Origin of the sequence: Klebsiella spallanzanii, from assembly GCF_902158555.1 — a bacterium.
Taxonomy (GTDB): domain Bacteria; phylum Pseudomonadota; class Gammaproteobacteria; order Enterobacterales; family Enterobacteriaceae; genus Klebsiella; species Klebsiella spallanzanii.
In genome coordinates, this window is sequence record NZ_CABGGS010000045.1 from 361448 (window position 1) to 373835 (window position 12388).

Consider the following 12388-nt stretch of genomic DNA (forward strand, 5'->3'; position numbering starts at 1 on the left):
AAAAAAAGTCCACACCGCAGGGTGTGGACCTTTTTTGTTCATACTGATTAGCTAATTACCGCCCGCTAAACGTCCGCACTGGATTGCCGCGTTCAATCTGATGGTGGAACATTCGCCGCTCAGACTTCAACGCTGCACTATTATCCTGCCGCTGCTGTTCCAGCTTCCATGCAATCAATAAACGCGCCAGCCGTTTATTGGCATGCTGACTCCGCTCCGATTGCACCTTCACGCTGATCCCGCTCGCCAGATGCGTGGCGCGCACCGCTGAGTCGGTCTTGTTCACATGCTGACCGCCAGGGCCGGAAGAACGCAGCGTTTCAAAGTGGATCTCTCCAGACTGCTCCTGCTCGTCACCGGAAAAGCGGCCTACGCCAACGTACCAGTTTTTACGTCGGTGATTCGGTCGGTATGGGCTGGGGAAAATCCACAGCAGCGTACCGCACCAGCTTTCGCTCAGGGCAGGAGCATTATCGCCATCAAGGGATAGCAAAGCGGAACGAAGAGTACCAGAATGCCGCCCCGCTTCGCTCTCCAGAAGCGTGATAGAAACCTGTTGCTGTGCGGCTTCTTTAATCAGTCGATCCAACGATAGTTTCACCGCCAGACAGCACTCTTCTGGCCCCTGCGCGGAGGAGAGTTGCAATAAAATCATGCGCCTTTCCCTCCACTGGTTTTCAGCGTCAGCAGCGGTCGCAGGCGGGCGACCGGCTCAACCAGTCTGGCGTGCACCAGGCATTCAAGCACGCTCTCTACCGATTTGTACGCCTGCGGCGCTTCTTCATAGATCAGCTGACGATCGCGACAGATCACCCGACTTCCCAGCTCAGTTCGGGACAGCAGTGCCGGACTGTATTTACCAGATAAACGTCCCTTGCACTCAGTGCGCATCCATTTACGCCCTGCGCCATGGGCCAGCGAATAAAGCGCTTCCTCGTTGACCAGGGGCTGCACCAGCCAGCTATAGTCGCCGCGAGAACCCGGGATAATCACCAGGCCACAGCCGTCCGGCGTCGCACCTTTGCGATGCAGCCAACCTTGTTGCCCGTTAACAGAACATGGCTCGACAAAGTTATGCGCGACATCCAGTACGCGCTGCCCGGTCGCGCGAACCTGCTGCAAAATACGGGTAGCAATCAGTTCGCGATTGACTCGAGCAAAAGACAGGGCATCATTATGTTCCGCCAGATATTCCACAGCCGCAGCGCTGCCTTCAGCCAGACCATCGTGAGAAAAAGCCGTAATATGACGTTGCAGAATAGCCTGCCCCAGGCCGCGCGAACCGCTGTGCGTCAGCAGCAGCAGATGCTGAGCATCAAAGCCGGCGCGCTGAAAACGCGCGTCATCAACAATCCGATCCACCTGCTGCAGTTCGGCGAAGTGATTACCGCCGCCAATAGAGCCCAGCGCGCTACGCCAGGGATGCGTTAACAGATTTTCCGGCAGGTGTTCATCCAGCCAGCTTTCTTGCGCAATGTCATCCATGGCGGACAGCTTTTTCTCAAACTTATCCGCATTGTATTTTCGCCCGAGGATATCCGTTTGCCACAGCGCCATGCCGCAGCCAATATCGTTGCCAACCAGCGCCGGGTAGAGATGACCAAGCGAAAAAAAAGCCGCACCGATCGGGTAGCCGCGCCCGGGATGTAAATCAGGCATGCCCACCACGCGCTGCATGTGGGGTAAATTTGCCGTGGTGTGTAATTGCTGGATCGCTAAACCTTCGATCCACAGATCGTCTGACGTAATATAAGAAATACCTTCAGACGTATAATGAACATTATTGCCCATATACCAATCCATATATAACCGTCATACTTCAAGCTACATACGCGTTAATGACGTGTAACTCGAATTATTTGGGTATAAAAATAAATAAAGGATGTGGCAGACGTTACCAGGGCAAAAAAGAGCGTTATTCCTGGAAAGGCCTGCAAAGTGCGTTCTGAGAATTTATTTTCATGATGAACCTCCTTTGCAGTTAATAAATTAGATGAAAGCGCGGGTATAGTAATCAGGCAAAATAGTTATTGCAAGCCGATTTGTCGCTGCATCCGATAATTAAGAAATTGTTCACCGCGCGCCTCCACCAGCTGTTCCTCTACCACGCAAAAGCCATGGCGGGCAAAAAAAGGCATTGCCGTAATACTGGCCTCTACCGTTAAAACGCGTTCAGGTAGCTGTATCAACAATGCATTAAGCAACGCGCTGGCCATTCCCTGACGGTTATAATCGGGCGAAATAAACAGTAAGTCGATATAGTCGCCAACGGCGGTAATAAAACCAACCGGCGAAGTCTCTTTTACCGCCACCAGCACCCGCGAGGCAGCTATTTTTTGCCGCCAACGAACTTCATCAACCTGCGCCCATGCGGCAATTTGCCGGGGAGAATAATCGGCGCTTGCCGTCTCTTTAACTGCCCGTAAAAATATTGTGCAGAGCACAGGAAAATCACGCTCTTCGTACGATCGTATTTTCAACATCGCTATAGCCCCAAAACTAATTGCCTTTCCAGCTGCGGGTCGAGCAGCGTCACGTGCAGCCCAACCAGCCTGACGCCCCGGCCTCCGCGCCGCTCGTGCCAGGTTTTATGCGCGGTGGTGATCAAGTCAGCTTTATTTAGCCGTGGCCAGACATGTTCCTGCGTGGTGAGCTGGAAATCATTAAACTTCAGCTTGACCCCCTGACGGGCAATCAGCAAATCCGGTTTTACCTTCGCCAGACGCCGTTCCAGTTCAGGATAGAGATTCTCAATAATTGACTGGCACTGCTCCCACTCATGAATATCCTCTACCAGAGTTCGCTCCACGCCAACCGATTTACGCTGCCGTTCGCTGCTAATTTCTCGTTCATCAATGCCCTGGCTGCGCTCCCATAATATCCGACCGAATTTACCAAAGCGTTTGAGTAGCATTGCCAGATCGCTCTTTTGCACATCTTCACAGGTTCGCAACCCCATGTTTTCCAGCTTCGCGGCAGAGACTTTGCCGACGCCCGGGATCTTCGACAGCGGCAACGTTTTAACAAACTCAGCGACCTGGTGCGGCGCAATGACAAACTGACCGTTGGGTTTGTTCAGATCCGAGGCGATTTTGGCGAGAAATTTTACCGGCGCAATGCCGGCGGAAGCGGTCAGATTTAGCTCACGCTGGATAGTCTCACGGATCTCCTGCGCCATCAGCGTCGCTGACCCCTGGCAATGAACGCTGTCGCTAACGTCGAGATAGGCTTCATCCAGCGATAGCGGTTCAATTAACGAGGTATAGCGTGAAAAAATCTCCCGGATATGATTTGAGGCCTCTTTGTAAGCATCAAAGCGGCCGGGCAGCAGAGTCAAATGCGGGCAAAGCTTGAGGGCTGTGGCGGTCGGCATGGCGCTGCGCACGCCGAATTTACGCGCCGGATAGTTGGCCGTACTGATAACACCACGTTGCACCCGGCTGCCGCCAATAGCGATAGGGATGTCGCGCAGCGCTGGGTTGTCACGCATTTCAACCGCCGCGAAGAAGCAGTCCATATCAACATGGATGATTTTGCGCATAGTTAGCCCTCACTCACAACTGGATAAGTATACAGCAAAAAATAGGTTATTGAGAAGAGAGGTGCTGTCAGCTGCGATGAATATCGTCAGCGGTTATAACCCGGCGTCGCTACGCTCAGCCGGGTTAATGGAATGCAAGGAACTAGAAGATTCGGTTCTGCTGGCGCTGCGCCTCGCGGGCCATGCGCTTTTTACGCGCATCGCAGGGTTCAGGGCAGTCGCAGACCTTTTCCAGCCCCAGCGAGGAGATCCCACCGCAGCTGCCCTGAATACTTTTACGTTTGATCAAGTATCCCAGCGACATCCCCAGAATAACCAGCGCGAAAATAATAAAGGTCGCCACAAATACCGTCAGCATCATCAGCCTCCAAAGTCATCCAGCATGATGTTTTCATCCTCTACGCCGAGATCTTTAAGCATCTTAATCACCGCAGCGTTCATCACCGGTGGGCCGCACATGTAAAATTCACAATCTTCCGGAGCCGGGTGATCGCGCAGGTAGTTTTCATACAGGACATTGTGAATAAAGCCGGTATGTCCAGTCCAGTTATCTTCCGGCAACGGATCGGAGAGCGCCACATGGAAGGTAAAATTAGGATTATCCCGCGCCAGCTGTTCGAATTCATCGTCGTAGAACATCTCTCGCAGGGAGCGCGCACCGTACCAGAAGCTAATTTTGCGTTTACTGTGCAGTCGCTTGAGCTGGTCGAAAATATGCGAGCGCATCGGTGCCATCCCTGCCCCACCGCCAATAAATACCATCTCAGCGTCGGTCTCTTTGGCAAAGAATTCACCAAACGGCCCGGAAATCGTCACTTTATCGCCTGCCTTCAGCGACCAGATATATGAGGACATAATACCCGGCGGCGCATCAGGCACCTTCGGCGGCGGCGTCGCAATACGCACGTTGAGCATAATGATGCCCTTCTCTTCCGGATAGTTAGCCATGGAGTAGGCGCGTAACGTTGGCTCTTTCACATCTGAGACGTAGCGGAAGAGGTTAAATTTGTCCCAGTCACTACGATACTCGTCAGGTACGTCAAAGTCGGCATAGGCCACTTTGTGCGACGGGCATTCAATCTGGATATACCCGCCTGCGCGGAATGGAACCTCGTCGCCATCCGGCACGCGCAGCTTCAGCTCTTTGATAAAAGTGGCTTTATTATCGTTAGAGATAACTTCGCATTCCCACTTCTTAACTCCGAAGATTTCTTCCGGCAGCTCAATTTTCATGTTTTGCTTCACTGCGACCTGACAGGCCAGGCGGCAGCCTTCTTTCGCCTCACGTTTAGTGATATGCGAAAGTTCGGTTGGCAGAATATCGCCGCCTCCCTCTTTTACCGTCACCCGGCATTGGCCGCAGGAACCGCCGCCGCCGCAGGCGGATGAGACGAATATACCGTTGCTGGAGAGCGTATTCAGTAGCTTATCGCCCGCCGGAGTACGAATCTGTTTATCTGCCTCATTGTTGATTTCAATAACCACATCACCCGCATTCACCAGCTTTGAACGCGCGGCCAGTATCAGTCCCGACAGCACCAGGACGATCAGCGTGAACATCACTACGCCAAGAATAATTTCCATACTTTCCGCCCTTATAGCTGCACACCGGAGAATGACATAAAGCCCATCGCCATCAGACCCGTGGTAATAAAGGTGATCCCTAACCCGCGCAGACCCGCAGGCACGTTTGCGTATTTCATTTTTTCACGGATGCCAGCCATCGCCACAATCGCCAGCAGCCAGCCAATGCCGGAGCCAAAGCCGTAAACGATGGATTCGGTGAAGTTATAGTCACGCTGCACCATGAAAGAAACGCCGCCAAAAATCGCGCAGTTCACGGCAATCAGCGGTAAGAAGATCCCCAAAGCGTTGTAGAGCGCCGGGAAGTACTTATCGAGGATCATTTCCAGGATCTGCACCAGCGCGGCAATCACGCCGATGAAGGTAATAAAGTTAAGAAAGCTTAGGTCAACGCCTTCCACCAGTGCGCCGTCTCGCAGGACCAGGTTATAGACCAGGTTGTTGATTGGCACCGCCAGTCCCAGCACCACCGTTACCGCCACGCCAAGCCCAAAAGCGGTCGAGACCTTTTTTGATACCGCGAGGAAGGTACACATCCCCAGGAAGAAAGCCAGCGCCATGTTTTCTACAAACACGGCGCGGACAAACAGGCTAATGTAATGAGCCATCATCGGTTACTCCTTTTCCTGCTGTTCAGGCTTCCAGCTGCGCACGGCCCAAATCAGCAGACCGATAATGAAGAATGCGCTCGGCGCCAGTAGAAACAGGCCATTTGGCTGATACCAGCCGCCGTTCTGCACCGTTTCCAGTACCGTGATACCAAACAGTTTTCCGCTACCAATAAGCTCACGCAGAAAACCGACAATCAGCAGAATCGCGCCATATCCCAGACCGTTGCCAATACCGTCCATAAAGCTCGCCAGCGGCGGCGACTTCATGGCATACGCTTCTGCACGCCCCATCACAATACAGTTGGTGATGATAAGCCCGACAAAGACCGATAGCTGTTTGGAGGTTTCATAAGCAAAGGCTCGCAGCAGTTGGTCAACCACAATAACCAACGAAGCGATAATCGCCATCTGCACAATAATGCGCACGCTGTTGGGGATATGGTGGCGAATCATCGAGATAAACATGCTGGAGAACGCCGTAACCAGCGTCACCGCAATGGTCATAACAAAAGCCGTTTCGAGCTTAGTGGTCACAGCCAGAGCGGAACAGACGCCCAGAACCTGCAGAGTGATAGGGTTATTAGCGATCAGCGGCCCCACCAGCACGCGCTTCATTTCTTTCATGTCGCCCAAATCAGCCATTATTCAGCTCCCCTTCTCGCACCTTATGCAGGAATGGACCAAAACCCAGTTCACCCATCCAGAAATCAAAGCTATGCTGCACACCGTTTGACGTCAGCGTTGCACCCGACAGCCCGTCAACGGCATGAACGTCTCCCGGGCGCGCGCCACCTTTCACAATTCTCAACGCTGGCATGCCTTTATCGTCCAGCACCTGTTTGCCGACAAACTGCTGACGCCAGTTAGGATTTTCAATTTCCCCGCCCAGCCCCGGCGTTTCGCCGTGATCGTAGTAGGTGATGCCTTTGACAGTACGGCCATCGGTTTCCAGCGCGACGAAAGCATACATCACCGACCACAAGCCGTTGCCGTAAATGGGCAGTACAACTTCCTGAACCTGCTGCTTATCATCGCGCACCAGATAAATCTCAGCGATGTTACTACGACGTTTGATTCCCGCAGGATCCTGGCTGGCTTCCAGCTGAATACTCTGCTGTGAGTCTTTCAGCGCCTGGGACTGATTAAACTTGCCAGGGTCTTTATCCAGCAGCTCACCGCTGGCTAAATCGACTAATCGTGGAGAGATGCGGGCCTTAAAAATATCAGCCACTTCATCTGCGCTCATCCCCTGCTTCATCAGACCGGCAACCGCCAGAATATTGCGCTGTTTATCCAGAGCACGCTGCTCCTGCTGGCGCGATTTTAGCCCCACGGCAGAACCGGCAACCACGATTGAGCAGACCAGGCAAAGCACCAGCACCACCAGCAGCGTTTTGCCGATGCTATCGTTACTTTTATTCTCAGCCACGCGACTTCCTCCGCTTAATATTGGCCCGCACCACCAGGTAATCAAACAGCGGCGCAAAGAGGTTGGCGAAGAGGATCGCCAGCATCATCCCTTCCGGATAGGCTGGGTTGACCACGCGAATCAGCACGCACATCACGCCGATCAGCAGGCCATAACTCCATTTACCTTTATCCGTAAACGATGCGGATACCGGGTCCGTCGCCATAAACATCATGCCGAAAGCGAAACCACCGAGCACCAGATGCCAGTACCACGGCATAGCAAACATCGGATTGGTATCTGAACCAATAAAATTAAACAGCGTCGCGGTAGCCACCATGCCGATGAAAACCCCAGCGACAATGCGCCAGGAAGCCACGCGACCGAAGATGATGATGGCGCCACCGATGAGAATCATTAGCGTCGAAACTTCGCCAATCGAACCAGGAATATGGCCGAGAAAGGCATCCATCCAGCTAACCGGCAGGCCGGTTGTAACGTTAACCAGCGATTCACCGCCGCCGCTTGCCCACTGGGATAGCGGCGTCGCGCCGGAGAAACCATCGGCCGCGGTCCAGACCAGATCGCCAGAAATTTGCGCCGGGTAGGCGAAGAACAGAAAGGCGCGCCCCGCCAGAGCTGGATTAAGGAAGTTACGCCCGGTCCCGCCGAAAATCTCTTTGGCAATAACAACACCAAAGGAGATCCCCAGCGCGGCCTGCCACAGCGGCAGAGTGGGCGGCACGATCAGTGCGAAGAGAATGGAGGTGACGAAGAAACCTTCGTTAACCTCATGCTTACGCACGATAGCAAACAGAACTTCCCAGAACCCGCCAACAAGAAACACGGTGATATAGATAGGGAGAAAGAAAACCGCCCCCAGCGTCATCATGCTGAGCCAACCGGCATCAGCAGTGAAGTTAACGCCCAGCCATTGCGCGATGCTGTAGTGCCAGTTCCCGGCGATAACCTGCTGCAGCTGTTCCGCACCGTATAATTTATGCAGTGCCGGAATGGTCTCCTGGCCAACGTTATACATTCCCCAGAACATCGCCGGGAAAACCGCGAACCACACCAGAATCATCATCCGCTTAAGGTCGATGGCGTCTCTGACGTGCGCTGCGCCGCGCGTTACCTGCCCAGGGGTGTAGAACAGCGTCGCCGTCGCTTCAAATAGTGGGTAATACTTCTCCAGCTTGCCGCCGTGCGTAAAGTGCGGCTCAAGTTTTTCAAACAGTTGCTTTAAGCCCATCACTTATCCTTCCTGCTCAATCTGGGTTAACACACTGCGCAATGCCGGGCCATATTCGTACTTGCCGGGGCATACGTAGGTGCAAAGCGCCAGGTCTTCTTCATCCAGCTCCAGACAGCCCAGCGCCTGCGCGCTATCGGTATCACCCGCCAGCAAATCGCGCAGCAACATCGTAGGCAGAATATCCAGCGGCATCACGCGCTCATAGTTGCCGATTGGCACCATGGCCCGCTCGCCGCCGTGGGTATCCGTCGAGAAATTGAACAGCTTATGCTTGAGAAAATGACCGAGCGTGGTTCGGGTAATGGAGAATTTATCTTTCCCTGGCATCACCCAGCCAAACAGCTCTTTCTCGCGCCCTTCCTTCACTACGCTGACCTGTAAATGGTAACGCCCAAGGAATGCATACGGCCCACAGGCATGAGTTCCGCTGAGGACAGAACCTGAAATAACGCGGTTCTCATCGTCCAGCAGTTCATCTACAAGCAGTTCGTCAAGGCTGGCGCCTAAACACGTTTTTAACAGGCGAGGTTCTTTCACCTGCGGACCGCCGAGAGCAATGATGCGTTCGCAATCCAGTTCCCCTTCGAGGAATAACGTGCCAATAGCGATGACGTCCTGATAGTTAAGATGCCAGACCTGTTTTTTCAGGCTCACGGGTTCGAGAAAATGGATGTGAGTTCCCGCCAGCCCGGCCGGGTGCGGCCCGGTAAACTGGTTGAAGGTAACCTGGCCTACAGAATGCCCACCAAGCTTGCCGCCGCTGGCCTGACACACGTGAACCCTGCCGTCGGTCAACCGCGTCAGCAGCGTCAAACCGGCGTCGAAAGCCTCGCGCTGGGCCAGTATGATTGGCTGAGGATCCGCCGCCAGCGGGTTAGTATCTATAGCGGTCACAAAAATGGCCGCAGGTAAGCTACCCGGTGCAGGTATTTTGCTAAAAGGACGGGTGCGAAACGCCGTCCACAGCCCGGACGCCAGCAGCTGTTGCTGCACGTCTTCACGCGGCAACCCGGCAAGCTCGGCTAATTCATAGCGGGAAAAATGAACGGCATCATCACCATCCACATCGATAACGACCGATTGCAAAACGCGACGTTCGCCGCGATGAATGGCGCTGACGATACCGCTTGCGGGGGCGGTAAAACGCACGCCGGGGTTCTTTTTATCTTCGAACAGGAGCTGGCCTTTTTGCACTCGGTCTCCCTCACGAACCGCCATCGAGGGGCGCATACCGATGTACTCTTCCCCTAGCAGCGCAACGCGCTTGACCGCAGTCTTCGAGGAAATCTGCTGTGATGGCATGCCAGCTATGGGCAAATTCAGCCCTTTCGTGATTTTAATCATATCGTTAGCAGGTATCCGTTACTTAAACCCCGGCATCAGGCCAGGGCCAGCATCATTAATGGAAAATGAGAGAAAGAAAGGAGCACCATGGTCCTAGTGGTTCGCAAGACGGGAGAGAAGCATCCTTTCTTACCCTGATAGTTTAACGGTGTAAGTGTAACATTTCGTGAGCTGCGCCTGTAGACAAACCGCCATTAACTCGTTCTAAAATGCGAGCTATTACGCAAAGTTCTGACTGCGCTTTGCTGCAAGATTCGCTATAACGGAAAACTAAAATGTAAACGCAGCATATCGTGCTTGCGAAAAACTGCCGTGATGCTAATGTGAGCGCTCTAAAACCAGAAAACTCTGATTTCAGGTCTCTCTTGCCGTCCTGGCAATGTGGTTATTTGTTTTATCAAGGAACAAGTAGTATGCGCAAAATCGCATTATTTATTGCGATGCTTCTGTTGCCATGCGTGTCATTCGCAGGGCTACTCAGCAGTAACAGCTCGACAACGCCGATGAGCAAAGAGTATAAGCAGCAATTAATGGGCTCACCGGTCTACATTGAGATCTTTAAAGAAGAGCGCATGCTCGATCTTTACGTCAAGATGGGCGAAACCTGGCAGCTTCTCGACAGCTACCGAATCTGTAATTACTCCGGCGGACTTGGGCCAAAACAGCGCCAGGGCGATTTCAAGAGCCCGGAAGGTTTTTACAACGTTTCCCGCAATCAGCTAAAACCGGATAGCCGTTTCTACAAAGCTATCAATATCGGCTTCCCGAACGCATACGATCGCGCACATGGTTATGAAGGTAAGTACCTGATGATCCATGGTGCCTGCGTATCCGTCGGTTGCTATGCCATGACCGATACCGGTATTGATGAGATTTTCCAGTTCGTTACCGGCGCGTTAGTCTTCGGCCAGTCGAGCGTTCAGGTGAGCATTTACCCTTTCCGCATGACCGATGCCAACATGGCACGTCACAAGTATTCCTATTTTGCCGATTTCTGGAAACAGCTGAAACCCGGTTATGACTACTTCCAGCAGACCCATAAACCGCCGGTCGTTTCAGTGGTAGATGGGCGCTATGTGGTGAGCAAACCGCTCAGTCACGAAGTTGTTCAGCCGCAGCTCGCCTCAAACTACACGGTCCCCGAGGCAAAATAACGCCCACTCGCCTGGCATAATTTTATTCCAGGTTTCATTGCCGGTAAGCGGCTGGGTGGCGATAACGGAGACCACATCATTTGGTGTGGTCTCGCGCTGAAAGTCAATTTCGACATCCTGATCCAGCAATGTCGCTACGCCAAACGGTGCCCGCCGCGTAATCCAGTACAGGTTAGTCGAGCAAAACGCCATCACGTAGCGCCCATCGGAAAGCAGCATGTTAAACACGCCTTTTTCGCGCAGTTTGCCGGCAAGCATAGCAATAAACCTGAAGACCTCAACCATGTCGCCCGGCGTTTCGGGATAGCGCTCGGTTATACTGTGCAGCAGCCAGCAGAATGCTTTTTCGCTATCCGTCTCACCAACCGGATGCAGATTTCCCGTTTCCAGTGACTCATACCCTTCCAGTTGGCCGTTGTGCGCATAGGTCCAGTTGCGCCCCCACAGTTCGCGGGTAAAAGGATGAGTATTTTCCAGCGCAACAATACCGCGGTTAGCCTGACGAATATGGGCGATGACCGAGCAGGATTTAATGGGATACTCCTGCACCAGCTTAGCGATTGGCGACTGAAAGCTCGGTTGCGGATCTTTAAATGTGCGACAGCCTTTACCTTCATAAAAAGTAATGCCCCAGCCGTCTTTATGCGGCCCGGTTCCGCCACCGCGCTGAACCAGCCCGGTAAAGCTGAAGCAAATATCAGTTGGCACATTCGCGCTCATCCCGAGCAGTTCGCACATAGGTCACCTCATACCACAATTCGGGGGCTGTCCCCCGCGATTTATCAGGCTTTAACCATCTCTTTTTCAATCAACATAATCAGGATATGAATCACTTTAATATGGATTTCCTGAATGCGATCGGCATAGCCAAAATGCGGCACGCGAATTTCAACATCCGCAGAGCCCGCCATTTTACCGCCATCTTTCCCGGTCAGAGTAATGACTTTCATCCCCTGAGCGCGAGCAGCTTCAATCGCTTTAATAACGTTGCCGGAGTTACCGGAAGTGGAGATCCCCAGTAGCACGTCGCCTGCACGCCCCACAGATTCAACATAACGAGAGAAAACATATTCATAGCCAAAATCATTACTGACGCAAGAAAGGTGGCTCACGTCTGAAATCGCAATTGCCGGATAGCCTGGGCGGTTTTCGCGATAGCGCCCGGTCAACTCTTCTGCAAAGTGCATCGCATCGCAGTGAGAACCGCCGTTACCGCAGGAAAGTACTTTACCGCCAGCCTTAAAGCTATCCGCCAGCAGCACCGCTGCGCGCTGAACCGCATGAATGTTGGCTTCGTCCTGCAGAAAATTAGCCAGTGTTTCAGCGGCTTCGTTCAGTTCGTTACGAATAAGATCCTGGTACATGAGGATAATCCTTCAGTATTTGTGGGATAACTCAGGCAGTTTACCGGATAGCCGTCGAAGCGAGAAGCAGCAGGCGATGTTATCCCCTGTGGTTTTGATTTTAAGTGCCGCATTTCCGTACAACAAT

Annotated in this window: 14 protein-coding genes; 1 reads left to right on the plus strand and 13 read right to left on the minus strand. The window is 53.0% G+C overall.

The genetic code is table 11. The features are described from left to right. Nucleotides 1–55: 55 nt before the first annotated feature. The 11 genes from prfH to FN082_RS26385 all read right to left on the minus strand — a co-directional run bounded on the left by prfH (nt 56) and on the right by FN082_RS26385 (nt 9743). Nucleotides 56–655 carry a peptide chain release factor H gene (gene prfH, locus FN082_RS26335; RefSeq protein ID WP_139541183.1) on the minus strand — a complete coding sequence of 200 codons (600 nt, stop codon included), beginning with the start codon at nt 653–655 and terminating at the stop codon, nt 56–58. Then, a complete protein-coding gene (locus FN082_RS26340; protein ID WP_139541182.1) occupies nt 652–1791 on the minus strand; it encodes an RNA ligase RtcB family protein in 1140 nt (379 codons plus the stop codon). Before FN082_RS26340 ends, prfH begins: the two co-directional genes overlap by 4 nt. A gap of 236 nt (nt 1792–2027) precedes the next feature. Beyond that, nucleotides 2028–2480, minus strand: a complete 453-nt coding sequence (locus FN082_RS26345; RefSeq protein ID WP_407929284.1) for a GNAT family N-acetyltransferase — start codon at nt 2478–2480, stop codon at nt 2028–2030. 5 nt (nt 2481–2485) lie between these two features. Then, nucleotides 2486–3541 (minus strand): DNA polymerase IV, encoded by a 1056-nt coding sequence (gene dinB / locus FN082_RS26350; protein ID WP_139541180.1) that lies wholly within the window; start codon nt 3539–3541, stop codon nt 2486–2488. A gap of 142 nt (nt 3542–3683) precedes the next feature. Further along, nucleotides 3684–3899 carry a (Na+)-NQR maturation NqrM gene (nqrM, locus tag FN082_RS26355; RefSeq protein WP_180349673.1) on the minus strand — a complete coding sequence of 72 codons (216 nt, stop codon included), beginning with the start codon at nt 3897–3899 and terminating at the stop codon, nt 3684–3686. 2 nt (nt 3900–3901) lie between these two features. Then, nucleotides 3902–5125: an NADH:ubiquinone reductase (Na(+)-transporting) subunit F gene (gene nqrF / locus FN082_RS26360; protein ID WP_139541178.1), complete on the minus strand. Its 1224-nt coding sequence runs from the start codon at nt 5123–5125 to the stop codon at nt 3902–3904. A gap of 11 nt (nt 5126–5136) precedes the next feature. Continuing rightward, on the minus strand, nt 5137–5733 hold the full coding sequence (gene nqrE, locus FN082_RS26365) for an NADH:ubiquinone reductase (Na(+)-transporting) subunit E (RefSeq protein WP_142982663.1): 597 nt from the start codon (nt 5731–5733) through the stop codon (nt 5137–5139). Between the two features lie 6 nt (nt 5734–5739). Continuing rightward, nucleotides 5740–6378 carry an NADH:ubiquinone reductase (Na(+)-transporting) subunit D gene (locus FN082_RS26370; protein WP_139541177.1) on the minus strand — a complete coding sequence of 213 codons (639 nt, stop codon included), beginning with the start codon at nt 6376–6378 and terminating at the stop codon, nt 5740–5742. Next, the gene (locus FN082_RS26375) at nt 6371–7165 is read right to left on the minus strand and encodes a Na(+)-translocating NADH-quinone reductase subunit C (protein WP_139541176.1); all 795 of its coding nucleotides are present in this window, start codon (nt 7163–7165) and stop codon (nt 6371–6373) included. Before FN082_RS26375 ends, FN082_RS26370 begins: the two co-directional genes overlap by 8 nt. Then, the gene (locus tag FN082_RS26380; RefSeq protein ID WP_139541175.1) at nt 7158–8396 is read right to left on the minus strand and encodes an NADH:ubiquinone reductase (Na(+)-transporting) subunit B; all 1239 of its coding nucleotides are present in this window, start codon (nt 8394–8396) and stop codon (nt 7158–7160) included. Before FN082_RS26380 ends, FN082_RS26375 begins: the two co-directional genes overlap by 8 nt. Before the next feature lie 3 nt (nt 8397–8399). Then, nucleotides 8400–9743 (minus strand): Na(+)-translocating NADH-quinone reductase subunit A, encoded by a 1344-nt coding sequence (locus tag FN082_RS26385; protein ID WP_142982653.1) that lies wholly within the window; start codon nt 9741–9743, stop codon nt 8400–8402. A gap of 413 nt (nt 9744–10156) precedes the next feature. Here FN082_RS26385 and dpaA point away from each other — a divergent pair, with 413 nt between their 5' ends. Continuing rightward, nucleotides 10157–10897, plus strand: coding sequence for a peptidoglycan meso-diaminopimelic acid protein amidase (dpaA, locus tag FN082_RS26390; RefSeq protein ID WP_139541173.1), 741 nt, complete (start codon nt 10157–10159; stop codon nt 10895–10897). On the opposite strand, the gene FN082_RS26395 is transcribed toward dpaA, so the two are convergent. Both FN082_RS26395 and lpcA read right to left on the minus strand, forming a co-directional pair. Further along, nucleotides 10868–11635 (minus strand): class II glutamine amidotransferase, encoded by a 768-nt coding sequence (locus FN082_RS26395; protein ID WP_139541172.1) that lies wholly within the window; start codon nt 11633–11635, stop codon nt 10868–10870. The genes dpaA and FN082_RS26395 overlap by 30 nt on opposite strands. 44 nt (nt 11636–11679) lie before the next feature. After that, nucleotides 11680–12261: a D-sedoheptulose 7-phosphate isomerase gene (gene lpcA, locus FN082_RS26400; protein WP_139541171.1), complete on the minus strand. Its 582-nt coding sequence runs from the start codon at nt 12259–12261 to the stop codon at nt 11680–11682. Between the last annotated feature and the right edge of the window lie 127 nt (nt 12262–12388).

Coding starts and splice junctions, on each gene's coding strand:
- prfH (WP_139541183.1), bottom strand. CDS start 655: ATGATTTTATTGCAACTCTCCTCCGCGCAGGGGCCAGAAGAGTGCTGT.
- FN082_RS26340 (WP_139541182.1), bottom strand. CDS start 1,791: ATGGGCAATAATGTTCATTATACGTCTGAAGGTATTTCTTATATTACG.
- dinB (WP_139541180.1), bottom strand. CDS start 3,541: ATGCGCAAAATCATCCATGTTGATATGGACTGCTTCTTCGCGGCGGTT.
- nqrM (WP_180349673.1), bottom strand. CDS start 3,899: ATGCTGACGGTATTTGTGGCGACCTTTATTATTTTCGCGCTGGTTATT.
- nqrF (WP_139541178.1), bottom strand. CDS start 5,125: ATGGAAATTATTCTTGGCGTAGTGATGTTCACGCTGATCGTCCTGGTG.
- nqrE (WP_142982663.1), bottom strand. CDS start 5,733: ATGGCTCATTACATTAGCCTGTTTGTCCGCGCCGTGTTTGTAGAAAAC.
- FN082_RS26370 (WP_139541177.1), bottom strand. CDS start 6,378: ATGGCTGATTTGGGCGACATGAAAGAAATGAAGCGCGTGCTGGTGGGG.
- FN082_RS26380 (WP_139541175.1), bottom strand. CDS start 8,396: ATGGGCTTAAAGCAACTGTTTGAAAAACTTGAGCCGCACTTTACGCAC.
- FN082_RS26385 (WP_142982653.1), bottom strand. CDS start 9,743: ATGATTAAAATCACGAAAGGGCTGAATTTGCCCATAGCTGGCATGCCA.
- dpaA (WP_139541173.1), top strand. CDS start 10,157: ATGCGCAAAATCGCATTATTTATTGCGATGCTTCTGTTGCCATGCGTG.
- FN082_RS26395 (WP_139541172.1), bottom strand. CDS start 11,635: ATGTGCGAACTGCTCGGGATGAGCGCGAATGTGCCAACTGATATTTGC.
- lpcA (WP_139541171.1), bottom strand. CDS start 12,261: ATGTACCAGGATCTTATTCGTAACGAACTGAACGAAGCCGCTGAAACA.